22 protein-coding genes are annotated in these 23,074 nt (G+C 63.4%); 16 read left to right on the forward strand and 6 right to left on the reverse strand.

Annotation, left to right across the window (positions count from 1 at the left end):
* Positions 1–18: 18 nt before the first annotated feature.
* Both ONR57_RS18355 and ONR57_RS23410 read right to left on the reverse strand, forming a co-directional pair.
* Complete coding sequence (locus ONR57_RS18355; RefSeq protein ID WP_265124975.1) at positions 19–600, reverse strand: dihydrofolate reductase family protein; 582 nt, start codon at positions 598–600, stop codon at positions 19–21.
* Positions 601–666: 66 nt separating this feature from the next.
* Positions 667–1,494, reverse strand: a complete 828-nt coding sequence (locus tag ONR57_RS23410; RefSeq protein WP_265124976.1) for an AraC family transcriptional regulator — start codon at positions 1,492–1,494, stop codon at positions 667–669.
* 143 nt (positions 1,495–1,637) lie between these two features.
* On the opposite strand from ONR57_RS23410, the gene ONR57_RS18365 reads away from it, so the two are divergent.
* From ONR57_RS18365 to holA, 3 genes are read left to right on the forward strand one after another with little or no spacing between them, the layout of a single operon-like run.
* The gene (locus tag ONR57_RS18365; protein WP_265124977.1) at positions 1,638–2,660 is read left to right on the forward strand and encodes a helix-hairpin-helix domain-containing protein; all 1,023 of its coding nucleotides are present in this window, start codon (positions 1,638–1,640) and stop codon (positions 2,658–2,660) included.
* Complete coding sequence (locus tag ONR57_RS18370) at positions 2,641–5,100, forward strand: ComEC/Rec2 family competence protein (protein WP_265124978.1); 2,460 nt, start codon at positions 2,641–2,643, stop codon at positions 5,098–5,100. The genes ONR57_RS18365 and ONR57_RS18370 overlap by 20 nt, the downstream gene beginning before the upstream one ends.
* Positions 5,084–6,058 (forward strand): DNA polymerase III subunit delta, encoded by a 975-nt coding sequence (gene holA / locus ONR57_RS18375; protein ID WP_265125492.1) that lies wholly within the window; start codon positions 5,084–5,086, stop codon positions 6,056–6,058. The genes ONR57_RS18370 and holA overlap by 17 nt, the downstream gene beginning before the upstream one ends.
* Positions 6,059–6,167: 109 nt before the next feature.
* On the opposite strand, the gene rpsT is transcribed toward holA, so the two are convergent.
* Positions 6,168–6,431 carry a 30S ribosomal protein S20 gene (gene rpsT, locus ONR57_RS18380; protein WP_265124979.1) on the reverse strand — a complete coding sequence of 88 codons (264 nt, stop codon included), beginning with the start codon at positions 6,429–6,431 and terminating at the stop codon, positions 6,168–6,170.
* Positions 6,432–6,604: 173 nt separating this feature from the next.
* Here rpsT and ONR57_RS18385 point away from each other — a divergent pair, with 173 nt between their 5' ends.
* The 4 genes from ONR57_RS18385 (at position 6,605) to ONR57_RS18400 (ending at position 10,640) form a co-directional block, all read left to right on the forward strand.
* The gene (locus ONR57_RS18385) at positions 6,605–7,093 is read left to right on the forward strand and encodes a DUF1648 domain-containing protein (protein WP_265124980.1); all 489 of its coding nucleotides are present in this window, start codon (positions 6,605–6,607) and stop codon (positions 7,091–7,093) included.
* Positions 7,094–7,202: 109 nt separating this feature from the next.
* Complete coding sequence (locus ONR57_RS18390) at positions 7,203–8,849, forward strand: circularly permuted type 2 ATP-grasp protein (protein ID WP_374116495.1); 1,647 nt, start codon at positions 7,203–7,205, stop codon at positions 8,847–8,849.
* Positions 8,830–9,801: an alpha-E domain-containing protein gene (locus tag ONR57_RS18395; RefSeq protein WP_265124981.1), complete on the forward strand. Its 972-nt coding sequence runs from the start codon at positions 8,830–8,832 to the stop codon at positions 9,799–9,801. Before ONR57_RS18390 ends, ONR57_RS18395 begins: the two co-directional genes overlap by 20 nt.
* 8 nt (positions 9,802–9,809) lie before the next feature.
* A complete protein-coding gene (locus ONR57_RS18400; protein WP_265124982.1) occupies positions 9,810–10,640 on the forward strand; it encodes a transglutaminase family protein in 831 nt (276 codons plus the stop codon).
* 13 nt (positions 10,641–10,653) lie between these two features.
* On the opposite strand, the gene ONR57_RS18405 is transcribed toward ONR57_RS18400, so the two are convergent.
* Positions 10,654–11,796 (reverse strand): peptidoglycan recognition family protein, encoded by a 1,143-nt coding sequence (locus tag ONR57_RS18405; protein WP_265124983.1) that lies wholly within the window; start codon positions 11,794–11,796, stop codon positions 10,654–10,656.
* Positions 11,797–12,091: 295 nt separating this feature from the next.
* On the opposite strand from ONR57_RS18405, the gene lepA reads away from it, so the two are divergent.
* Positions 12,092–13,948 (forward strand): translation elongation factor 4, encoded by a 1,857-nt coding sequence (gene lepA / locus ONR57_RS18410; protein ID WP_265124984.1) that lies wholly within the window; start codon positions 12,092–12,094, stop codon positions 13,946–13,948.
* 100 nt (positions 13,949–14,048) lie between these two features.
* A complete protein-coding gene (locus ONR57_RS18415; RefSeq protein WP_265124985.1) occupies positions 14,049–14,897 on the forward strand; it encodes a S9 family peptidase in 849 nt (282 codons plus the stop codon).
* Positions 14,898–14,948: 51 nt separating this feature from the next.
* On the opposite strand, the gene ONR57_RS18420 is transcribed toward ONR57_RS18415, so the two are convergent.
* On the reverse strand, positions 14,949–15,752 hold the full coding sequence (locus tag ONR57_RS18420; RefSeq protein ID WP_265124986.1) for a PhzF family phenazine biosynthesis protein: 804 nt from the start codon (positions 15,750–15,752) through the stop codon (positions 14,949–14,951).
* A gap of 58 nt (positions 15,753–15,810) precedes the next feature.
* Between ONR57_RS18420 and ONR57_RS18425 the strand changes: the two genes are divergently transcribed.
* The 4 genes from ONR57_RS18425 to ONR57_RS18440 all read left to right on the forward strand — a co-directional run bounded on the left by ONR57_RS18425 (position 15,811) and on the right by ONR57_RS18440 (position 19,304).
* The gene (locus ONR57_RS18425; RefSeq protein ID WP_265124987.1) at positions 15,811–16,746 is read left to right on the forward strand and encodes a nitronate monooxygenase family protein; all 936 of its coding nucleotides are present in this window, start codon (positions 15,811–15,813) and stop codon (positions 16,744–16,746) included.
* 119 nt (positions 16,747–16,865) lie between these two features.
* The gene (locus ONR57_RS18430) at positions 16,866–17,324 is read left to right on the forward strand and encodes a hypothetical protein (RefSeq protein ID WP_265124988.1); all 459 of its coding nucleotides are present in this window, start codon (positions 16,866–16,868) and stop codon (positions 17,322–17,324) included.
* A 327-nt stretch (positions 17,325–17,651) separates the two neighbouring features.
* Entirely contained in the window at positions 17,652–18,191 is a 540-nt protein-coding gene (locus ONR57_RS18435; RefSeq protein WP_265124989.1) for a transglycosylase family protein, read from the forward strand.
* Between the two features lie 120 nt (positions 18,192–18,311).
* Positions 18,312–19,304, forward strand: coding sequence for an ABC transporter substrate-binding protein (locus tag ONR57_RS18440; RefSeq protein ID WP_265124990.1), 993 nt, complete (start codon positions 18,312–18,314; stop codon positions 19,302–19,304).
* A gap of 17 nt (positions 19,305–19,321) precedes the next feature.
* Here the strand turns inward: ONR57_RS18440 and ONR57_RS18445 are convergent, their stop codons facing one another.
* On the reverse strand, positions 19,322–21,253 hold the full coding sequence (locus ONR57_RS18445) for a glycoside hydrolase family 15 protein (protein ID WP_265125494.1): 1,932 nt from the start codon (positions 21,251–21,253) through the stop codon (positions 19,322–19,324).
* Between the two features lie 190 nt (positions 21,254–21,443).
* Between ONR57_RS18445 and ONR57_RS18450 the strand changes: the two genes are divergently transcribed.
* The 3 genes from ONR57_RS18450 (at position 21,444) to ONR57_RS18455 (ending at position 23,069) form a co-directional block, all read left to right on the forward strand.
* Positions 21,444–21,677: a hypothetical protein gene (locus ONR57_RS18450; protein ID WP_265124991.1), complete on the forward strand. Its 234-nt coding sequence runs from the start codon at positions 21,444–21,446 to the stop codon at positions 21,675–21,677.
* A 136-nt stretch (positions 21,678–21,813) separates the two neighbouring features.
* A complete protein-coding gene (locus ONR57_RS23535) occupies positions 21,814–21,906 on the forward strand; it encodes an Ms4533A family Cys-rich leader peptide (RefSeq protein WP_374116485.1) in 93 nt (30 codons plus the stop codon).
* A gap of 128 nt (positions 21,907–22,034) precedes the next feature.
* Positions 22,035–23,069, forward strand: coding sequence for an extracellular solute-binding protein (locus ONR57_RS18455; protein WP_265124992.1), 1,035 nt, complete (start codon positions 22,035–22,037; stop codon positions 23,067–23,069).
* The last annotated feature ends 5 nt before the right edge of the window (positions 23,070–23,074 follow it).

A 23,074-nucleotide genomic window follows, 5' to 3' on the forward strand; every position in this document is an offset into this window, starting at 1 on the left:
CGGGCCCGTGCAGATTGGTCAGCGACGCACCTGATAGCGCAGGTGCAGCACCCGGTCGCCCTGAATCACCACGTCGGGATTCTCCAGCAGGTGCTGCGTGTGAACCGACCCGAAAAAACGTTTACCGGCCCCGAACACCACGGGTACGACGTCCATGCGCACCTCGTCGACCAGACCTGCGGCAAGCACCTGGCCACCGACGTCGCCAGCAGCGACCTCGACTATGCGGTCACCAGCAAGCTCCCGCGCCTTGGCCACGGCTGTCTCGACGCTGCCGACAAAGTGAAAAGGAGCCTCGGGAGTCCAGCCCTCGGGCTCCGGCCGATGCGTCACGACGACCACGTGGTCGATCCCGCCCGGAGGCGTCCCGTCCCAGCCGTCCGTCATGTCGAAGACGTGGCGGCCGACGACTGTGGTCCCGATCTGGTCCCAGTACGGCCGGGTGTAGTCGTAGGACGTCTGCGACACCTTCAAGGCGCCACTCTGATCCAACGGCACGTCACCGCTGAGCAACCAGTCGAACAGCGGTCCGGGCTGGTCGTTCTCGTCGGCGATAAAGCCGTCTACCGACACTGACGCGTACATGACTACTTTGCCCAACGGGTCCCTCCTCTGGAGTGGGTGCCTCAAAGGTAACGCTCCGTGAGTTGTCGGTCTTGTAAGAAATCAATCGGCCGGCAACGGCCAGCTGTCCAGCACGTGGCCAGGATGTTCGCGCAGGAACCGCCGCCGGACTTCGAGGTACTGGGTCGGCGTGAGCCCGGTAAACGCCCGGAACTCGTGGCCGAAGTGGGCCTGGTCGAAGTAACCTGCGCGACCGGCTAGGTCAGCCCAGTCGATTTGTTCAGCGGGGTTGATGGCGAACACGGTACTAGCGAAGCGGAGGGTGCGTGCCAGCCGCTTCGGCGTGATGCCGATGAGTTCTTTGAACCGTTGTGCCAGATGTGTGCTGCTGACACCGGCTGTCACGTTCAGGTCGCCGATCGCCACCGTCCCGCGGGTTGCCGCGATGATGCTGCTCGTGTGACGGACCAGCCTCAGGCCCGCGGCCTCTCGCAGCCGTCGCCTCAGTTCTTTCTCAAGCAGTGTCAGCATCGCCTGTGGGCCGTCCGCTGCGGTAAGCCGGTCGCGCAACTCAGCAACGGCCGGCGGGCCCCAAACCTGCGCGACCGTCACCGGCCGGTCACACAGTTCGGCCGCGGGCATCGGCAGGAACGGCGCAAGCCCCCACGGCTTGAAGTGCACGCCTACGGACCGGGTCCGCAGTGGGTAGCCGAACTCCCACGCCTGGGTGGGCATAGTGACCACGCAGCCGTCGGCGTACTTGGCCGTTTCGAGGCCGGTGCCGGTGCCGGAGCGGATGAGGAACGGCGCCCCGAGGTTGACGATGAGCAGCGCCGACGGAGCAGGCGGGAGCATTAGCCGGGCGTATGGCGAGGCGCCCTCGAGGTAGTAAAGATCGTCGATCAGCCCGTCCAGCGGCGGTCTCGGCACTCTGGACACATACTCCATCCCCACAGTATCGCGGACGCCACGCCGACTCCGTCTGTAGTAGCAGTTGTCCACAGGTTCGGGTTATCCACAGTTGCGGACCGAAAAAATCTGACGTAGCGCCAGGATATGGATAGCTTCGCTGCATGCACGACGAGCGCACTCCCGCCGACTCACCCGCACAGGCACGTTTTCACCAGCTCATGCAGCTGCCGCCCGAGTTGGGGCGGTCGGGTGAGGGGGCCGAGGTACCGGGGGAACCGGGAAGCGGTAACGGCGCCGGTACCAGGCCGACTGAAACACAGTCGGTCCCAGAAGAGTCTCCTACCGCTGACCAGAGCTGGCCGGCGCCCCCTTGGCTTGAATCCGGCGGGCCTGGGCCACGCGCAGCGGTGTGGCATGAACGGCTGCACCTGAATCTGACGCGCGCGGGAGGTGCCGCGCTCATTGCGGTAGGACTGTGCGCGGCGGTGGTTGCCGTACTGCTTATGCTGCGCGACGGCGAGGGGAGTGCCACCGTGGGGAGCGTCGCGCTTCCAGGACCACCACTCGCGGAGGAACCCGGCGCGGTTACCCAACTCGCCGCGCTCAGTGCTGACGACGAACATCCTCACGCACACCGTGAAGACGCCAGTACGGCCCCCACCCCGGATGCAGGTGTGCCCGCTGCTGTGGGGCGGCTCATCGTGAGTGTCGCCGGCCGAGTACACAACCCTGGCCTCGTTGAACTCGAGGACGGCGATCGTGTGGCGGACGCCCTCGGCAAGGCGGGCGGCGCATTCCCGGACGCGGATCTCATCACCCTGAATCTCGCTCAGCGGGTTGCTGACGGTGACCAGATCGTGGTCGGACGCCGGGGGAGTGACAACGAAGAATTCCCAACCGTAAGCATGATTTTGGGAACAGGGACCACCGTTGCTGCGGGCGCGGGTACGGCGAGCACGGCTAGCACGGGCCTGGCTTCCGGGCAGGGGCCGGCGCACGTCAACCTGAACACAGCTACCGAGGCGGAGTTGCTCACGCTGCCAGGAGTGGGGCCGGTAACAGCCAGTGCGATTGTCGAGTGGCGTGCGGTCAACGGTCCGTTCCTCAGCGTGGAGGAACTGAGGCAAGTCCGCGGTATTGGGCCTGCGAAAATTGCGCAGATCCGTGACCACGTCACCGTCTAGCGAAAGTCCGGCCGATGCGGAGCGAGTACTGGACTTCCGTTTGGTACCGGCAGCGCTGTTGACCTGGTCAGTGGCTCTAGTCGCGGCGTGTGTGGGCTATCGGGCAGCGGCTGGCGTCACTGCAGTGTTCGGTCTGCTCGCGGCGGCATGCGTGTGTGTGCGTCCGCGGGTGAGCCGCGACGTCACGCGGATCATCTGCGTAGCCCTGCTTTTCGCAGCGACCGCGTCCGTCGCATTCGGCGTGCGTGCGTACCTCGCGGAGACACATACACTGCGAGAGGCCGCAGCCGAATCGAAGATTGTCGACGTTCACCTCGTTCTAGAGTCAGATCCGCGCCCAATCACGGCCGCCCGCAGTGGTGAGCAGCGTTTCGTGTTCCGGGCCAGCGTGCGCGCCATGCGCATGGATGGTCGTTCCGAACCATGGCAGCCAGCGCGCGCCGCCCTCACCGTGTTCGCCACCGGATCCCGGTGGGGCACGGTCATACCTGGCGAGACTGTGATTGTCAGTGGCAAGGCGGCAGTTCCGAATCGGCCTGACTTCAGTGCTGCCACAATCTTCACGACTGGCCCGCCAGACGTGAAGAGTCAGGCTTCGTGGTTGCAGCGCCACGCCGCTCAGGTGCGCTCGGACTTCCGCGCAGTAGTGCAGGGTGCGCTGCCGGAGGAGCAGGCACAATTGCTGCCGGGCCTTGTCATAGGCGATAGGTCAGCCATGCCGCAACACATGCGCGACGAATTCATCGCGACGAGTCTCACACATCTGACGGTGGTTTCGGGCACGCACGTCACCATTGTGTGCGGTGCGGTTCTTCTCGCTGCGCGCTATGCCACCGGTTCACGGCGCGCTGCGGCGGTGGTCACCGCGGTGGCACTGGTGTGGTTTGTGATCGTGTGCCGCCCGGAACCGAGCGTCCTGCGCGCGGCAGCGATGGGGACCGTGACGTTGCTCGCGCTCATCAGTGGACGCCGCAGGCACGCGTTGCCGGCTCTCAGCGCCGCCACGATTGTGCTGCTCCTCTTCCGGCCACAACTCGCCACCGACTTAGGGTTCGCCCTTTCAGTCACCGCCACGGCCGGGATTATTCTGGCGACTCCGCCGCTTGCCGATGCCCTCACGACCCGGGGGATGCCGCGTGTCCCCGCCGCGATACTCGCAGTTGCGATCGTGGCCCAACTCGTCACCGCGCCGCTGATTGCCGCGTTCGCCGGGAACTTCAGCGTTGTTGGGGTCCTGGCCAACCTGTTGGCGGCGCCGGTCGTCACCGCAGCAATTGTTGCGGGCTACGCGGGACTGGTCCTGGCGCCGCTGTGGTCTGGGGCCGCTGCGGTAGCAGTGTTCCTCGCTGGCGTCCCGGTGACATGGCTGCTTTGGGTAGCCAGATATTGCGCGCGGCTGCCGTACGCGGTGGTCACCGTGCCCGGCGGACCCTCTGGTGCGGTCGCTATGGTCGCGCTGTTTGCTCTTGCGGGGCTTGCGCTCCGCTTCCGGAAGCTGCGGCTGGTGCTACTCGCAAGCGTAGTTGGTTGCTGCCTTGCGCTCGTGCCTTTCCGTCTCTTGGGGCCGCGCTTTCCGCCTGGCCCGTGGGTTGCGTCTGCGTGTGACGTCGGGCAAGGAGATGGATTCGTGCTGGCGACATCCCGGCGTTCCGCGGTCGTTGTCGATACTGGCCCGGAGCCGGCGCTCATTGACCAGTGTCTGCGGCGGCTGAAGATCACCAAAGTTGACCTCGTGATACTCACGCATATGCACGCTGACCACGTGGCGGGTATTTCGGGTGTGTTCCGCGGAAGAACCGTCCACGCAGTGGGAGTGGGTCGCGGACGAGACCCGGACTCGGGCTATGCACTGGTGCACGCCGCCGCTGTTGAGGCGAACGTGCCCCTTGTGGAGCTGACGCAGGGTATGGTCCTTCGCTTTCCGTCCGTCACACTAACGGTGCTGGGCCCGCCAACTGAGCGGGCGCCTTTTCTCGGCCCGAACGACCAGTCCCTGGTAGTAATGGCTGCCGTGCGCACTGGTGATGGCAACGAATTTCGTGTGCTGTTCACCGGAGATGCGGAAATTGAGGCGCAGCAATGGCTGCTCGACAACGTCCCGCCGGAGAAACTGGCCGCAGACATCTTCACAGTTCCGCATCATGGCGCGGCTACCTCCATCCCTAGTTTTCTTCGTGCTGTGGCGCGACGGCCAGGGAGCGTGGCACTTATTGGTGTGGGAGCTGAGAACAGCTACGGGCACCCGGCTCCGAGCATCGTTGCGCTTCTCGAAGAACTGGGCGCCATTGTGGCCCGCGCTGACGTTCATGGCATGGTCGTGGTTGTGGTGCGTGACGATGGGCTCGAGGTGGCTGGGCAGCGCGCGGGCAAGACGGAACGCGGTGGAGGTGCGGAATCGCCGGTGCATGCCGGTGCGTCGCTGGATGTGCCAGTATCGTGAGGTGCCACACGTGAAGCCGCTGCACCTCCTGCTAGGTGATGAAGAGTTTCTTGTTGAACGAGCGCTGGCATCGGTGCTATCGAGCGTGCGGACCGCGGCCAGCAATAGCGATATCCAAGTCAGTCGCGTGCGCGCGGGTGACCTTGGCACCGCCCAGCTCGCTGAGCTGCTCAGTCCCTCGCTCTTCGGCGAGGACCGTGCCGTCGTGTTCGACGCGGCGCACGACGCGGGAAAAGACGCTGTCGCGCTCGTGAAAGAGACGGCGGCTGACCTTCCTGACGGGGTTACCCTCATCGTGATTCACTCAGGCGGTGGCCGCGCGAAGGCACTCGCGGCCGACCTGCAGAAGCGCGGCGCTGAGGTGCATCGCTGCGGAAAGCTCAATGCCACGGAGCGCGCGGAGTTCGTCCGAGCAGAGTTCCGGGCCCACGGCGTGCGGGTAACACCCGACGTCATCACGGCTGTACTCGACGCGGTTGGATCAAACGTGCGCGAACTCGCTTCTGCATGTTCGCAGCTCACTGCGGACACCGGTGGAAAGGTCGACGCTGGCGCGGTGGCCCGCTACTACTCCGGCCGTGCGGAAGTAAGCGGTTTCGACGTCGCGGAGAAGGCTGTGCTGGGCAATCGGGCTGCTGCGCTCGAAGCGTTGCGCTGGGCCGACCACAGCGGCGTGCCGCACGTTGTGCTTGCGGACGCGCTCGGCGAAACGGTGCGGGCAATCGCTCGCGTGAGCGCGGCGGGACGGGGAGATCCGAACCGCCTCGCGCCACAGCTGGGCATGCCGCCGTGGAAGGTCCGCAAGACCCAGGCGCAAGCCCGCAACTGGGAACCAGGTTCGCTGACGCAGGCTCTGCGGGTGATCGCTGAACTCAACGGCGAAGTCAAAGGAGGCGCCGCCGACACAAGCTACGCGCTGGAACGCGCGGTCAGCCGGGTAGCGCAGCTCGCGAAGTGAAGGCCGGGTTCATCTGCGATCCACATGGTTTTTGTGGCGAACACAGAGAAGCCGCGCGGGTAACCCCGCGCGGCTTCTCTGACAAATTGTGTGCGGCAGCGCCGTCAGGCTAGCCGAGCTTGTTGAAAGTCTGGGCCATGGCCGACTTCTTGTTAGCAGCCTGGTTCTTGTGGATGACACCCTTGCTGACAGCCTTGTCGAGCTTGCGGCTCGCGGACTGCAGGTGCTCTCCGGCCGCGTTCGTGTCACCAGCTGCGGCGGCCTCGCGGAACTTCCGGATGGCGGTGCGCAGCGCAGACCGAACCGACTGGTTGCGAAGCCGGTTACGCTCATTGGTGCGGATCCGCTTCACCTGGGACTTGATGTTGGCCACGCGTACAACCTCTGGTCAGTTTCGTTGAAAAGGGACAACTAGCACTTCCCGTTACTCGCGAAGAGCCTCAGAAAGTGCGTGCGCAGCAGCCACTGGCTGACCGTGCGCGCCGAAGGAGAAGGCTACCACCTGCGCGGACCTCGTGACAAACCGTGCATGTACCGTCGTGGGTGATGAGTGCGAAGTGGCAGCAAAGTAATCCGCGCTGGCAAGCGTATCTGGCGGCTCCGTCACTGGCAGTGGCGGCCACGCTCTTCTTGCTGGTGGCGTGGCTTCCGGATCTCCCGTCCCAGATTGCCACCCAGTGGTCAGCGGATGGCGCCGCCACGAGCTCGAGCTCACGGTTCGTGATGCTAGTGACCTACCTGGTGCCGGTATTCACCGCCTTGCTGATCCCGCTGGTCGTGGGCCACTACCAGGCGGGTGACTCAGCGCTTGCTCAATGGGGCATGCGGATGGCGTACGGGCTGGGCTGGTTCGTCGCGGTGTTTATGTCCGGAATGGCGCTCACCTTTACCTCCGCTCAGCGCGGTGCGGCGAGCGCGCTGGAGGCGTCTCCGCCCGACTGGGTTTGGGCCGGGGTCTCACTCGCGGTGGCGGCGCTGAGCGCCGTAGCGGGGGCAGCGCTTGCCCCGGTGACCACAAGCGAAACGCGACCTTAACGGAACTAACCATCCAAGTGGCGTGCTCAGGGCTGCTGTTTGTAGCACCATTAAGCGAGTGAGTTCCCAAACAAAGTCGCTGAACCCGCATAGTGCGCTTTACCAGGCGCTGCACAGATCCGACGATACGGCTGCCGCGAACGGTGAGTATGTATTCAGCGGGTATGCCGGCGCTGGCCCGCTGTTCGAACACTACGCCTTGGCGTACGACGAGATGTTCGACGCTGACGGCAACATCAGGCAGGCATACAAAGGCATATTCAAAGCGCTCGCTCCGGCGACAGCGACCGACCTCGCTGCCCGGGCAGACGCTCTCGGCCGCGCATTCCTCGATCAGGGCATTACCTTCTCCCTGTCCGGCCAGGAACGGCCGTTCCCGCTAGATCTGATTCCGCGCGTCATCGCCGCGGCCGAGTGGACGAAGCTCGAGAAGGGCATTAAACAGCGGGTTCAGGCTTTAGAACTCTTCCTCGATGACGTTTATGGCGAACAAAACATCCTGCGTGACGGTGTGCTCCCAAGGCGGCTGATCACCTCTTGCGAGCATTTCCACCGGGAAGCCGCAGGGATCGTCCCGCCAAATGAAGTGCGTATCCACGTTGCGGGTATCGACTTGATCAGGGACGACAACGGTACCTTCCGGGTACTGGAAGACAACCTCCGTTCACCGTCCGGTGTCTCGTACGTGCTCGAGAACCGCCGCACCATGACGCGGGTCTTCCCGGACCTCTTCGCGAGCCACCGGGTCCGTGCGGTAGCTGACTACCCCGCGCACCTGTTGCGGGCGCTGCGGAACTCGGCCGCGCTGAACGAAGCGGACCCGACAGTCGTGGTCCTCACCCCAGGCGTCGCGAACTCGGCGTACTTCGAACACTCATTGCTGGCTCGCCAGATGGGTGTCGAACTCGTTGAAGGCCGAGACCTGTTCTGCCGTGACAACACCGTGTACATGCGGACTACGGAGGGGGAGCAGCAGGTCGATGTCATCTATCGCCGGATCGACGACGATTTTCTCGACCCGCTCCAGTTCCGGCCCGACTCGGTACTCGGTGTTCCTGGAGTTCTCAACGCAGCCCGCGCAGGCAACGTCGTCATTTCTAGCGCCGTCGGGAACGGTGTGGGTGACGACAAGCTGGTGTACACCTACGTGCCAACAATCATCGAGTACTACCTGAACGAGAAACCGAGCCTGCCGAACGTCGATTCATTCCGCTGCTGGATACCGGAAGAACTAGAAGAGGTCCTCGACCGGATCGATGAACTAGTGGTCAAGCCGGTGGAAGGGTCGGGCGGGTACGGGATCGTTTTCGGGCCTGACGCGTCACCGGCCCAACTGAAGAAGCTGGCGAAGCAGCTGCGGGAATCACCACGCGGTTGGATTGCGCAGCCGGTGGTTCAGCTTTCGACGGTTCCCACCAAGGCGGGGGATGAGCTTGCGCCACGGCACGTCGACCTGCGCCCGTTCGCGGTGAACGATGGCGAAGACGTGTGGGTCCTGCCCGGTGGCCTGACCCGCGTCGCACTCACCGAAGGCTCATTGGTGGTGAACTCCAGTCAGGGCGGCGGCAGCAAAGACACGTGGGTGCTGGCTACTGCCCGGTCGTCGGCTCAGGATCGAGAGCTTGCAGGCGAAGAACTCGTCAGCGAGGTCAAAACCGCGCATAGGGCGGAGACCGGCCCGGAGCTCGCCATCGATCAAGAACAGCAGCAGCAACAACAACGGGAGGTGAGCATCGGTGCTGGCACGCAACGCTGAATCGCTGTACTGGATCGGCCGGTACGTGGAGCGCGCTGATGATCTCGCGCGCATTCTCGACGTCGCCGTCCACCACCTCCTCGAAGACTCCACGGTCGATGCGGACCGCGCTTCACGTGCACTGCTGCGGGTGCTAGGCGTGAATCCGCCCGAAGGCCCACTGGACGTGTGGTCGCTCACTGAGCGTGTGGCGTATAGCCGCGAGCAATCCGGCTCGATCGTAGATTCGCTCAACCGGGCACGTGATAACGCCAGAGGTGCGCGTGAGGTCACTTCCGCAGAAATGTGGGAGTGCCTCAACACGACGGTCAACGGGCTGGCCTCACGCGAGCGCGCTGCCCGGCTGCTTGGTCCGCACGAGTTCTTCCGGTTCGTCGAGGAACGCGCGGCTATGTTCGCTGGGCTCGTCGACACAACGCTGAGTCGCGACGACGGATATCGGTTCCTCATTCTCGGCCGCTCCGTGGAGCGGGTCGACATGTTGGTGCGGCTGTTGTTGTCCCGGGCTGGTGACCGCGCATCGTCGCCCTCGTGGGTGACGGTGCTGCGCTCTGCGGGCGCCCACGACACCTACTTACGTACCTATCGAGGTGCGCTCGATGCGGGCCGCGTCGTTGAGTTCTTGCTGCTTGACCGGCTCTTCCCGCGGTCGGTTTTCCACACGATCCGCACGGCTGAGGTAGCGCTCGAAGAACTGGATCACCGCCCGCGCAGCCGGATCGGCGCCCGCGCGGAGGCGCTGCGCCTGCTTGGCCGGGCGCGCAGTGAGCTCGAGTTTCTCCGGCCGGGCATGCTGCTGGAGGAGCTTCAGACGCGGCTGCTCAGCCTGCTCGATTTGTGTATTGAGGTCAACGAGGCCGTCGCGCTGCAGTACTTCCACTCCGCGCCCTGGGTCGCGTGGACGGATGCTGGCGCGCGTGTCGAAGACGTCCATGTGGAGGCTGAACTGTGAACACCCGAATGAGAATCGTTCACACAACCGGGTACGAATACGAGACCCCCGTAACCCGGTCGTACAACGAAGCGCGTCTGAGCCCCCGAAACGAGCCGCGCCAGAACGTCATCCTCAACCGGGTGGAAACCACGCCCGCAACGCGTTCTTACCGCTACACCGACTACTGGGGGACCCAGGTCACCGCTTTCGACCTGCATGCACCGCACACCGAATTGGCGGTTGTCGGTTCGTCGGTCGTCGAGACTGACGGCAGCACGCGGCCCGAGGAGCGCGTCACGTGGAAAGAACTTGGCACTGACCGCGTCACCGACTGGTTCAACGAAGCTTTGTCGAACACGCGGTACGTGCCCCACGATCGGGACCTGGTGGGAATTGCCAAAGACCTCAAGAAGGGCAAAACACCAGACGAGGCGGTCGCGGAGATATCGGGCTGGGTGCATGACAGCATGTCGTATGTGCCCGGCACGACGGGCGTGCACACGTCAGCGGTGGAGGCGTGGGAAGAACGCAAAGGCGTGTGCCAGGACTACGCACACCTCACATTGTTGATGCTGCGCGGTATCGGCGTGCCGTGCCGGTACGTTTCGGGTTATTTGCACCCGCACAGCGAAGCCGAGGTTGGGGAGACTGTGCACGGCGAGAGTCACGCCTGGATTGAAGCGTGGACTGGCGGCTGGTGGGGCTTCGATCCAACGAACGCGATCGAGGTCAGCGAGCGACACGTGGCTGTCGGAGTGGGGCGCGACTACCGGGACGTGCCGCCGCTGCGCGGAATCTACATCGGGGGCACCTCAAAGGCACTCGATGTTGTTGTGGAGATCACGCGGCTGGCCTGAGCGGTTCTGCCCGTCAGCCTTCGAGGACACTGACGGGCAGGACTTCCGGTGCTGAGCTTGCCGATGCCTGGGCTCCCGGGTTGCTTATCGATGTGCTCGCGCCCGTCCGCAAGCGCCTCGCAGCCTCGGTGCGGATCTGGCTGAAGTTCATCGCCACGGCGTCGCCTGGGCAACTCGTCGAATTGAGTTCGCGATGCTGGGCGACGGACCACACTTGTGCGGTGGCGCCTGTTCCCGGATTGACGTAGCTGGAGTGCCCTTCGGGGTCTAGCCCCAGAGCCGAACACAGCGCAGCGAGGAGAGAGACCAGTGTCTCCCGCGCGGCCTGGGTCGGAGCGCTCGAGGTGAAGTCACCGAGCAGACAGATCCCGAGGTTGCCCTCGTTGAAGGCGTACGAATGTCCGCCTACGACCAGTCGATCGGTGGCGCTGTCGCCGTCCGCGAATACTGGAGCGAGCGCATTTCCCGTACTGCGCCCCGCGTAAATACTGCCTGCGGGGTCGATGAGCAGGTGGTACCCAATATCTCCCCAGCCGAGTGTTGCGGTGTGGTACCGGTGGATCGCCCGCACCGTTGCAGCGGCGTTGCGAGCGGTGGCAATGGCGGAATGATGCACGGTAATGATCTGTGGACTCGAAAAGCTGGGACTCCAGCGCACCCCGCCGCTGGCTCTGCGCCCGAGTGTTTCTTCAGCGCCCCAGCCTGCACGCGTTATCACCGGAAGTGACAGGAAATTCACGGTCTGCGAGAAGGCACTCGTGATGCTCTGAAGGCCGCTGATCGCGATCGGCGTTGCCTCGGCGGCCTCGTCATCGTTCTGTACCTCGATGCTGGTGCAGTCTGGCGGAACCGGTACGAGATCACTGGCGGTGCCGTACGGATGCCAGTCCGGGCAGTGGCTGCTTGGCCGCACGGAGACCCAGTCGCTGGGGGATCCGTCGGCGCTGAACCGGATGCGCGCGTGCGAGGTGGGACGTTTGCTGAACGTCACTCCAACGAAATCAATATCCTCCGGCGGTTCCACCGGATGGCCGATGGGCAAAATATGTCGCTCTCGCGGAGTCGCAAATGCGGCGGGGGTGCCTGTCGTCGCAGCGGCCGCCCCTGCCACTGCGATCGAAGACCCGATCACGAACCCCCGGCGGTTGATCGCCATCCGCTGCTCCCTTGCCGTCGATTGCCGCGCGTCTGAGTCACGCTGGACCCAGCAAACCCATGAGTTGAGGGTGGGGGAGGAAGCCGTGCGCAGTCACTGAACGCACGAGCTTGTAACCGGCTCGTTAGTCAGCTGTGGCGTAGCCGAGGCCCAGAAAGCGACGGGAGTCCGCCGCTGGGAATGACAGCAAGTTGACGCGCGGACGCGTTCTTCCCGAGAGTGGCCATAGAATCAATACTCTAGGGTGCCTGCTTGCTGCACACCCGCAACCACCACGCCACGCTTAAGGAGCCGAGTGCCTAGCTTTGCGGACACGACGTTCACCGATCCCGCCCGGATCCGTAACTTCTGCATCATCGCGCACATCGACCATGGAAAGTCGACCCTGGCCGACCGGATGCTGCAACTGACAGGTGTCGTCGACGCGCGGTCCATGCGAGACCAATACCTCGACCGCATGGACATTGAGCGTGAGCGCGGTATCACGATCAAGGCGCAGAACGTGCGGCTGCCGTGGTCTGTAGAGGGGCCGGGCGGCACCCGAGAAGATTACGTACTGCAGGTCATCGACACGCCTGGCCACGTCGATTTCACCTATGAGGTGTCGCGCGCGCTTGAAGCGTGCGAAGGCGCGGTTCTGCTTGTGGACGCGGCGCAGGGCATCGAGGCGCAAACACTTGCGAATCTCTACATGGCGCTTGATCGGGATCTCGAGATCATTCCCGTGCTGAACAAGATCGACCTTCCTGCTGCGGATCCGGATCGCTACGCCGAGGAGATCGCGCACATCGTCGACTGTGAGCCTGGTGATGTGCTGCGGGTATCCGGCAAAACGGGGGTAGGTGTGTCTGACCTGCTCGACGCCGTCGTGAAGCGGATCCCCGCTCCAGTCGGTGAAGCGAATGCTCCAGCGCGCGCCATGATCTTCGACTCCGTGTACGACACATACCGTGGTGTGGTGACCTACGTGCGTGTTGTCGACGGCAAGATCACACCACGCGAAAAGATCTTGATGATGTCTACCGGCGCGACGCACGACCTGCTAGAGGTAGGCATCATTTCCCCCGATCCGAAACCGTGCACTGGTCTCGGTGTGGGGGAGGTCGGCTATCTGATCACTGGTGTGAAGGACGTCCGCCAGTCGCGCGTCGGTGACACGGTGACATCGGCGAAGAAGCGTGCTCCCGAAGCGCTCACGGGATACCGCGACCCGAAACCCATGGTGTACTCAGGCCTGTACCCCATGGATGGCTCGGATTATCCCGATCTGCGGGAAGCCCTCGACAAACTGCAGCTCAACGATGCCGCGCTCACCTACGAACCGGAGACGTCAGTGGCGCTGGGCTTCGGTTTCCGCTGTGGCTTCCTGGGCCTTCTGCACATGGAGATCACGCGGGACCGGCTCGAACGCGAGTTCAACCTCGACCTCATCTCCACCGCGCCAAACGTCGTGTACCGGGTCATCCTGGAGGACGGCACCGAAACGATCGTGACCAATCCCTCGGACTGGCCGAGCGGGCGGGTTCGGTCCGTGTTCGAGCCGATGGTGAAGACGACGATCATCACCCCGTCCGAGTTCATCGGATCGGTGATGGAGTTGTGTCAATCCCGCCGCGGTGAACTCCAGGGCATGGATTACCTGTCGGAGACACGCGTTGAGATGCGATACGTACTGCCCATGGCAGAAATCATCTTCGACTTTTTCGACTCCCTCAAGTCACGCACCCGCGGTTACGCTTCCCTGGATTACGAGGAGCGCGGCGAGCAGGAATCCGATCTTGTCAAGGTCGACATTCTGCTGCAGGGCGAGGCGGTCGACGCGTTTTCGGCGATTGTGCACAAAGATGCGGCCTACACCTACGGCAACAAGATGGCGAACAAGCTGAAGGAACTCATTCCGCGTCAGCAGTTCGAGGTTCCGATTCAGGCAGCGATTGGTTCGAAGATCATTGCGCGCGAGAATATCCGGGCCATACGTAAGGACGTCCTTGCCAAGTGCTACGGCGGCGATATCAGCCGCAAGCGCAAGCTGCTGGAAAAGCAGAAGGAAGGCAAGAAGCGTATGAAAACCATCGGCCGCGTCGAAGTTCCGCAAGAGGCGTTCGTCGCCGCGCTGTCGACCGATTCCTCCGCCGACAAGCCGAAGAAGTAGTCTGCAGAATCGTAAAGAGACGGGACAGACTCACGACTTGTACTCGTGCGTCTGTCCCGTTTCTGGTGCACCTGTTGCTGCTCGCCCGCACACTAGGTGCGTGACTGAGACCGACGTGTACCAGGGGACCATCGAAGGCGTTCCCTATCTGGCCAAGCCGCCTGCGCGAGCTAACGAACCCGCGCCGGTTGTCTTTGCGTGGCACTTGATGGATGCGCCACGGACCGAAGCGGCATTTGAAGCTGCGCTCCCGCTCAGCGGCATAGACGCGTGGCGCGTATACCTTGGGCTTCCGATGTGCGGAGCGAGGACGCCGAGCGGGGGATTCGACGAGATCATGCAGCTAGGCATGGAGGATGCAGTTACCAATCTGTACGGCCCCATCACCGAGCGGGCGGTCGCCGAGTTCGCCCCAGTCAAGGAGGCGCTGCGGGATAAGTTCGCATTCGCGGACGGGACCATCGGCGTGATGGGGGGATCACTGGGTGCAGCTGTCGCGGCGCTCGTCACCGCCGATCAGATAGCGACTGTCGGTGCGGCCGTGCTTGTTTCGCCGCTCCTGCAGGTGCGTGCCGTCGTTGCGGCGATGCAACGGGTTTATGGCATCACCTATGAGTGGACGGCGCATTCAGGCGAGATTGGGAACACACTCGACTTCGTGGCGCGCGCCGGGGACTTCGTGGCCGCGGGCTGCCCGCCAGTTCGGATTGTGGTCGGCGCCGAAGACGATGCCGAAGGCTTTATCGAGCCCGCCGAAAAATTCGCCGCCGCAATCGCCGCCCGCTACGGCGGCGAACCGACAGTTGACCTGCACCGAGTCGAAGGGATGGGGCACGCGCTCGCGGAAGAACCAGGCCTCGACCCGGCGCCGCAACTCCCGCACGCCGCTCGCGCAGATGCTCTCGCGGCGGAGTGGTTCGCTCGACATCTCCGGCACGCGGTCAGCTGATCGAGCCAAATCCAATCGAGCCGGGGCAGAGGAGGGAAGATCGCCGGATTTCTACAACGTTGTGTTGGGGATAGACAGCGAACCGGACATGATCGTGACAGCGCTGCCCCCGATGAGGACACGGCCTGGCTTCTCGAGCCGCAGGAGAACATCACCGCCGCGCTGGGAGATCTGCCGTGCGAAAAGCTCTGACCGGTTCAGCCGGTCAGCCCAGAATGGCGCGAGTACGGTGTGAGCGCTCCCGGTGACCGGGTCCTCGGGCACTCCTACCGCTGGTGCGAAGAAACGCGAAACGAAGTCGTACGGCGCCGTCGCTGGAGCCGTCACGATCACCCCCCGTGCGGGAAGTTGTTTCAGCAGGCTCATGTTCGGTTTCAGCTGGCGAAGCGCTTCCGCGTCGGGAAGTTCAGCCAGCAGGTCCCCGGTCGCTCCCGACCAGACGCCAAGCGGCTGTGCATCCAGCGCTTCGTGGAGTCCTGGCGGGATTGCGGCGGGAGTGGGCGCGGCGGACGGGAAATCCATCCAGTAGCGCCCCTCAGCGCTGGTCACTACCAATTCACCACTGCGCGTGAAGAACCTGATCGGGCCGCGGGAGGTTTCGCTGGCGAGCACATGGGCAGTGGCGAGGGTGGCGTGGCCGCACAAATCCACTTCGGTCGTAGGTGTGAACCATCGGAGCTCCCACCCGCTGCGGTCATCGTAGTGGCGAGCAAACGCCGTTTCCGAGAGGTTGAATTCCGCTGCGACACGTTGTGCCCACGCAGCGTCGTAGGGCGTGTCCATGAGCACCACAGCTGCCGGGTTTCCTTCGAAGGGGGCGGAGGTGAACGCGTCGACAATCCAGAACGGGGGCATGGCAGTGAGCATATTCGAGCGGCGAGCGGACAACTCATCAGTGTGGTAGTCACGAGGTGTGCTGAATACGTGGCTGACAAAGACGCTGGGGCTGGAAATCCCGATCATCGGGGCGCCGATGGGCGGACGGGCCGGAGGGTTGCTCGCGGGGGAGGTAAGCCGGGCTGGTGGTCTGGGCATGCTTGGGGCAGCCAGGTACACGACGCCGGAGTGGGTGCACACCGAAGCCGCGGTGGCGCGGGAGCGAGGCGGGCGCTTCGGTGTTGGCCTCATGACGTGGGCACTCGACGATGATGACACTCTGCTCGCCGCCGCGCTGGCGGAGAAACCGGAGGTGGTCTCACTGTCGTTCGGCGACCCGGCTGCCTACGTTGCCCGTGTCAAGGAAATCGGTGCGCTAGCGATCTCGCAAGTGAGCACCGTTGAGGACATGCGTGTTGCGGAAGCTGCGGGTGTCGACGCTGTCATCGCCCAGGGTGCTGAGGCAGGCGGTCACACGGGGCGGATATCCACGCTCACGCTGTTGCAGGAAGTGCTCGAAGCCACGGACTTGCCGGTGCTTGCGGCTGGCGGCATCGCGACTGGACGTGGCCTCGCTGCGGTCCTCGCTGCCGGTGGCCAAGGGGCGCTCTTGGGGACCGTTTTGTTAGCCAGTCCTGAGACGACAGGCCCGGATTACGCCGTCGAGCGGGTGCTGGACGCGCGCAGCACGGAAACGGTATACACCGATGTGTTTGACAAGGCTCGGCATCAGCCGTGGCCCGTTCAGTGGTTCGGACGGGCCGTCCGGAACACCTTTAGCGACAAGTTTGACGGTTCGGGCGCGACGGAAGACGACATTGCTGCCGCGTACGACCCCACTGATCCGGATGCGGGAGTGGTATATGCAGGTCAGGCGGTGGGGCTGGTCTCGCAGCGTCGGCCGGCCGCCGATGTGGTGACGAATATCGCCCGCGACGCGGAGGAACACCTCCGTCGCGCCTGTGGCATGTGACCGATATGACCGTGGGCAGTCCCGCCGGTTATGTCGCAGTGTCTTAGGATTCAGGCAGACCGTACTGCGGCGTACCGGTCGTTTCGACGGTGCGAGTCGCGTGACTAAAGGAGTCCTTCATGACTGTTCCAGCGCAGGAGACCCAGAAGGGTTGGGGGCCGGGGCGCAAGATCAGGCAACTCACTAATGCCGTCCTCAACCTAGATGAGACGCTTAGCCGCCTCGACGTCATTACCGAGCGGCTGCTGCTCGTTCTGGAAAAGCTGGATACCACCCTGACGAAGCTCGATGGCAGCCTGAACACGCTGAATTCCTCGCTCGACTCCCTCGATAGTTCGCTGGGGCGCCTCGATAATGTCCTTGAAAATGCTGATTGGATGCTCAGCCCAGCGCAGTCGCTCCGCAAGCCACTGAAGCGGCTCATGCCTCGGGGCGGCACAAAGGACGAAGCCCCGGCGAAGGAAATCGAAGACGAGGCCGTTACTGAAGAGTCAAAGCCCGCCCCGAAGCCGGCGCCACGGTCGTCACGGTCGCGGTCCGGGTCGAGTTCGCAATCGCGCCGGAAAACTGAAAAGTAAATACACGAAATTCACGACAACCCGGATGCGTCACCACGCATCCGGGTTTCTCATATTTTGAGAAGAGTGGCGCTGCGGCAATGTGGGGCGCACATCACGGGACGATAAATTCAGCCCCAGAATAAACATCAGAATAAGCTCTCACCACTTATTTTGCGGTGGTGCCGCCAAAGTTTACTGGCTTTAATGGTGTTGTTACTGTCGTCACTTAGGGTTTTTCTCTGCGCCTCGTCTTCCTACCGTGGAACGCGTTCCGCTGGATCACAACGATTCACGGACCAAGAGCACGGATCTGCAGTCGAGATAGGAGAGGAAACCCCCGACTTTATGCGCTTCCGTACAGCAACAAAACTTGCACTCGCAGGAACAGCCGCCGCAGTAGGTGCCGTGACACTCGCGGCGCCGGCGAACGCTGCGCCTGACTCCGACTGGGATGCTCTGGCGCAGTGCGAGTCCGGCGGCGACTGGGCGATCAACACCGGCAACGGATTCTACGGTGGGCTCCAGTTCCAGCAGAGCACCTGGGAAGGCTACGGCGGTACGGAATTCGCGCCGCGCGCCGACCTCGCTACCCGTGAGCAGCAGATCGCAGTCGCCGAGCGTACTCTCGCAGGCCAGGGCTGGGGTGCTTGGCCGGCCTGCTCGCAGCAACTCGGCCTGAACAGCGCGCCGACAGAGCGGACTGTCGCGCCGGTGGCGGACCCGGAAATCGCCGCACCGGAGGTGATCGCAGATCCTGCCGCGGTCGCACCCGCCGACCTCGTCGCTGCGCTCCCCGACGTGATCGAACTTCCGGCCGGAGTGGAACTCCCCGCCGATGTTGAGCTCCCCGCGAACCTTCAGCTGCCAGAGCTGCCCACGCTCTAAGTGAGCAGAGCTGATTGTGCCCGCCGCGTCTCATGCGGCGGGCACTCGCGTATTGAGAGATCCCCACGGAGACGCCCGATGTGCCAAAGTTAGCCTCACCAAAGTAGTGGGAGGTTGAGGATGGGTACCGTAAGGACAGCCCTACGCGCACTCGGATTAGGCGTGCTGTCGCTTGCTCTCGTAACTGGGGTCGCCGCTTGCGGCTCCGGTGCGGCCGGTGATGCTGATGAGGGAGACGTCGTTTCGGTCGCGCACAAATTCGGCACTAGTGAGGTGCCAGTGCAACCCGAACGGGTAGTGACGCTCAGTGCGCAGTGGCTCGACGCCGTGCTCGCGTTCGACATTCAGCCGGTGGCGTTCGCGCGAGATGCGCTGGCGGGCGACGATGGACTATACGACTGGCAAGTCGAGCATCTAGACGGAGCCACCCCTCTGACCGCGACGGAAGCTACGGGGCTGCCGCTCGAGCAAATCGCCGCCCTCGAACCGGACCTGATCCTGGCTGATTACAGTGCGAGCGAGCAGAGCGTGTACGACCAGCTCAATGCGATCGCGCCCACACTGGGATTACTGGGTGACGAGCAAGTCGATCGATGGGAAAGCCAGGTCGGTGTCATCGGTGAAATCTTCGGTCGCTTCGACGATGCCGAGGCCATCATCGAGCGAGTCAGAAGCGCAGTCGCGGACACTGCTGCGGAACTGCCCGGCCTCGAGGGCAAAACAGCTGTGCTGTCGCAGTTCATGTTCGACGGGAACCAGATTGTCGCTGTCGCCGACCCTGACGACGGCGCGGCTGCGCTGTTCTACGACCTGGGTATGAGCTGGCCAGAACACGTCGTCACGGAAGCGGCAGGCGCAGGGCGAGTCTTCGTCAGCGCCGAAAGAGTCGATATTCTCCGCAGCGACCTGCTCATCATGTGGCCAAATGGCGGTGAGCCGGACGATCTCCTGCGTCTCCCGGGTTTCGCAGAGCTTCCAGCTGTGCAGTCAGGAGCGTTCGCGGCGGTCGACGTGGAGACAGTCGTCGCGCTCAACACGCCCAGTGCGTTGTCCATCGAATGGGTGCTCGACTCGCTTCGCCCGGAACTGGAGTGCGCCGCAGGCAACTGCTGAGCCGCCTGTGCGGTGGCTCAGTGTGAGTGATGGTGATGGTGGGCGGGCTGGAACGCGCCAGTTTCCCACTCCTCCTCGGCGCGGATGACATGGACAACCGCGTTGATGAGGGCCAGGTGGGTAAATGCCTGCGGGAAGTTGCCAAGATGGCGGCCATTCGAGGGATCGATCTCCTCGGCGTACAGCTTGAGCGGACTGGCATAGCTCAGCAGTTTTTCGAGAAGGCGATTCGCGCGCTCCACCTCACCGATCTCCACCAGCGCTGACACGAGCCAGAATGAACAAATCGTGAAGGTGCCCTCTTCGCCCGAGAGCCCGTCATCGGTCTCCTCGACGCGGTAGCGCAGCACCAGCCCGTCCTGTGTGAGCTCATCGGCGATAGCGAGTACGGTGTTGCGCACCCGGTAGTCAGCGGGCGGTAAGAACCGCATTAGCGGGACGAGCAGCAGCGACGCGTCGAGCGCAGGATCGCCGTAGCGCTGCGTGAACACACCACGCTCGTCAACACCATGCTTAAGAATGTCGGCCTTGATCTCGTCAGCGATGGCCGCCCACTGTTGCGAGTAGCCGGTTTCGCCATGCATGGTGGCGAGTTTCGCACCCCGGTCGAGCGCGACCCAGCACACCACCTTCGACGAGGTGAAATGCTGGGGTTCGCCGCGAACCTCCCAGATTCCGTGATCGGGCTTCCGCCAGTTGTCGATCGCCTCCTCGACCTGGCGTTTCAGCAGCGGCCACAGGTTCTCGGGGACCTGATTGCGGGAGCGCACGTGCAAATACACCGAGTCAAGGATGATTCCCCACACGTCATGCTGCCGCTGGTTGAACGCTCCGTTGCCGATCCGGACCGGGCGTGCCCCCTCATAACCGGTCAGGTGCGTGAGTTCTTCTTCTACTAACTCGTGTTCACCACCGACCCCATACATCACCTGCAGCGGCACCGGCTCACCGTTCTCATCCACACCCATGTCCGAGATGAAGTCAAAGAAATCATTCGCCTCCCGATCGAGGCCCAGCGTGTAGAGCCCCCACAGCGCGAACGTCGAATCACGGATCCAGGCGTAGCGATAATCCCAGTTGCGTTCACCACCGGGTGTTTCCGGGAGGGAGGTGGTGGCGGCAGCGAGAAGCGCGCCGGTAGGTGCGTAGGTAAGGCCTTTCAGAGTGAGTGCGCTGCGCTGTAGGTATCCCCGCCACGGATGGTCTGGGAAGCGGCCGATGGTGATCCACTGTCGCCAGCACTCCGCCGTATCCCACATTTTCTGGGCTGCTTCCGCGAAAGAGTGCGGTGCGGGTAACTCACCCCATGACAGCGCAACAAAAACCTGATCGCCCTCGACCATGCGTGTACGCGCCCGGGCTTCACGGCGTTCGATGCCGAGACGGAGATTCGTTGTCAGCGTCAGCGTGGGCTCACCCTCAGGTGAATCGGTGCAGTAGGCAGTGGCCTGCTCGTATACCTTTCCCGTGTACTCCCAGGCCGCTGCTTTCCGGTGGTAATCGAACGCTGGTTCGCAGCTCAACTCGAGTTCGACGGTGCCGCTGACACATTTCACTGTGCGCAGCAGCATGTGTTCTGCATCCCAATCGGTCGGAGTGCGGCGGTGTGTGCGAGAGCGCTGGTCTGTGTTGTGCCATTTACCCATGACGAGCGCGTCACGCACGGTGAGCCACCCGGTTTCGGTCTGCCATGTCGTCTCGAGGATGAGACCGCCAGGGAGGTATCTGCGAGCGGCGGGCTGGCTTTGGCCATACGGCCCGAGCCGGAAATGGCCGGCACTGCGGTCGAGTATCGCGCCGAACACACTGGGCGAATCGGGCCGCGGGAGACACATCCACTCGACCGCACCGTTTGGAGCGATCAGACAGGTCGTTTCGCAGTCAGACAAAAAGCCGTAGTCGCCAATCGGGGGGAATCCGGGGTGTGCGCTGCGCTGCCGATGGGCCATGGGGCCCGGGGCCAGAGCTTGCTCGGTGCTTCCGGAATTCACGGTTTCCTCGGGCGTCGGCATTGCCCCATTGTGACGGTTGACTCTGTGCTCCGCTGAAGGAAACGGGGAATGGCCCCGAGCGGGCAGTGTGAGATGGTTCCTGGGCGCCTGGCGCAGCCGTGAGCGGAGCCCCAGATATGGTGGGGTGGTGGATGCGATCGCGCGCTGGTGGGACGGCGTGGAGTTGTGGATCGCCGGACTGCCCTTCGTGCCCCAGGTCATCCTGGTTGTTTCGGTGATGCTCCCACTGTGCTTCTTCGCGGCCACGGTGCTCGACAAGATGCTGGCCCCGATAGTCAGCAGGGTTGAACGAAAGCGGCGGCAAAAGCGCACGCGGGGTTCGGAACGAGAAGGAGAGGTGGGCGGTGATGCCCAAATCTAGGGTCACGCTCGCGCTATGTGCGCTGCTCCTTCTCGTGATTGCCGCGTGGGTGCTGTCCATGCTGTGACGTTGCGGTGTGCCGTGCATCGCCCGCGGCGATGTGGTGTGCGTAAAAAGGACTGCTAATATTGTCGCCGTGGAAGAGACCGGCAAGTACGAGGTGCGCCATCAACTGGCGCTCATCGCCGTTGGTCTGCCTGCAGTCGCTGACATCATGTGTTGTCGCTAGCTGAAGCCTGAGCGGCGGGTATCTCCCGCCGGGGCCGGGAACCGCCCCCGAATGCGGTGACCACTCTTAAGAGACCGCCGCGGCAATGGCGTGCGTCAAAGTCAGCAGACAGAAGGACACCAGTTTTCATGCGACAACCCAGGGTGAGTTTTCCGGGGATCCTCGGGCTGCTGGGCCTTGTTCTGCTCCTCGCGGGATGTGGTGGCGGGCCCAGCGACATCCCCGGACAAAAGACCGTGGGCGGCGACGGCAGCCGGGGCACGCTCGGCTTGTTCGCCTACGCCGTGCCGAAGGTTGGCTTCGATGAGATCATTCCGGAGTTCGCGCAGACACCCGAAGGGGCGGGTGTGGCTTTCCTGCAGTCGTTTGGCGCATCTGCAGATCAGTCCCGAAAAGTCGCGAACGGTGCTCCTGCCGATGTGGTGAACTTCTCCGCTGAACCAGACATCCGTCGCTTGGTTGATGCAGGACTGGTCGCGCCCGATTGGGACGCGGGACAGTACAACGGCGTCCCGTTTGGTTCCGTCGTCACCCTCGTCGTACGTCCGGGAAACCCGTTGGGTATCGAAACCTGGGAAGACCTTCTCCGGCCCGGAATCGAGGTGGTAACGCCGAACCCGTTCAGTTCCGGTTCGGCGAAATGGAACCTGCTCGCCCCGTACGCCGTGATGAGTGAAGGCGGCGCGGAGCGTGAACGTGGCCTCGACTTTGTCAGGGCCCTGGTTCTCGATCACATCAAAATTCAGCCCGGCTCAAGCCGTGAAGCGACAGAAGCCTTCCTGCAGGGCCGCGGAGATGTTCTCATCACCTACGAAAACGAGGCGATTTTCCTGCAGCGCATGGGCGACCCAGTGGACTTCATCACGCCCGACCAGACCCTTCGGATCGACAATCCGATGGCAGTGATCGAAAACAGCCCCCGCCGCGACATCGCAGAAGATTTCCTCGCCTTCCAGTACTCGAAGGAAGGTCAGCGCACCTGGGCGCGTGCAGGTTTCCGTCCGGTCGATCCCGAAGTGCAAGCCGAATTTGCAGGGGAGTTTCCGCAGCCATCAACGGTGTGGGCTGTTGACGATCTGGGCGGATGGCGGCAGGTCAACGACGAATACTTCGACCCGGACCACGGTGCGATTTCGACGATCTACTACGAAGCGCTGAGGTAGCAGAC

Origin of the sequence: Hoyosella sp. YIM 151337 (assembly GCF_026041215.1) — a bacterium.
GTDB lineage: Bacteria > Actinomycetota > Actinomycetes > Mycobacteriales > Mycobacteriaceae > Hoyosella.

Excerpts from the sequence above, each read along its gene's own strand:
- ONR57_RS18455 (WP_265124992.1), top strand. The coding sequence starts at position 22,035 with ATGCGACAACCCAGGGTGAGTTTTCCGGGGATCCTCGGGCTGCTGGGC.
- ONR57_RS18400 (WP_265124982.1), top strand. The coding sequence starts at position 9,810 with ATGAGAATCGTTCACACAACCGGGTACGAATACGAGACCCCCGTAACC.
- ONR57_RS18440 (WP_265124990.1), top strand. The coding sequence starts at position 18,312 with ATGGGTACCGTAAGGACAGCCCTACGCGCACTCGGATTAGGCGTGCTG.
- ONR57_RS18445 (WP_265125494.1), bottom strand. The coding sequence starts at position 21,253 with ATGGCCCATCGGCAGCGCAGCGCACACCCCGGATTCCCCCCGATTGGC.
- ONR57_RS18420 (WP_265124986.1), bottom strand. The coding sequence starts at position 15,752 with ATGCCCCCGTTCTGGATTGTCGACGCGTTCACCTCCGCCCCCTTCGAA.
- ONR57_RS18435 (WP_265124989.1), top strand. The coding sequence starts at position 17,652 with ATGCGCTTCCGTACAGCAACAAAACTTGCACTCGCAGGAACAGCCGCC.
- ONR57_RS18365 (WP_265124977.1), top strand. The coding sequence starts at position 1,638 with ATGCACGACGAGCGCACTCCCGCCGACTCACCCGCACAGGCACGTTTT.
- holA (WP_265125492.1), top strand. The coding sequence starts at position 5,084 with ATGTGCCAGTATCGTGAGGTGCCACACGTGAAGCCGCTGCACCTCCTG.
- ONR57_RS18385 (WP_265124980.1), top strand. The coding sequence starts at position 6,605 with ATGAGTGCGAAGTGGCAGCAAAGTAATCCGCGCTGGCAAGCGTATCTG.
- ONR57_RS18405 (WP_265124983.1), bottom strand. The coding sequence starts at position 11,796 with ATGGCGATCAACCGCCGGGGGTTCGTGATCGGGTCTTCGATCGCAGTG.
- ONR57_RS18430 (WP_265124988.1), top strand. The coding sequence starts at position 16,866 with ATGACTGTTCCAGCGCAGGAGACCCAGAAGGGTTGGGGGCCGGGGCGC.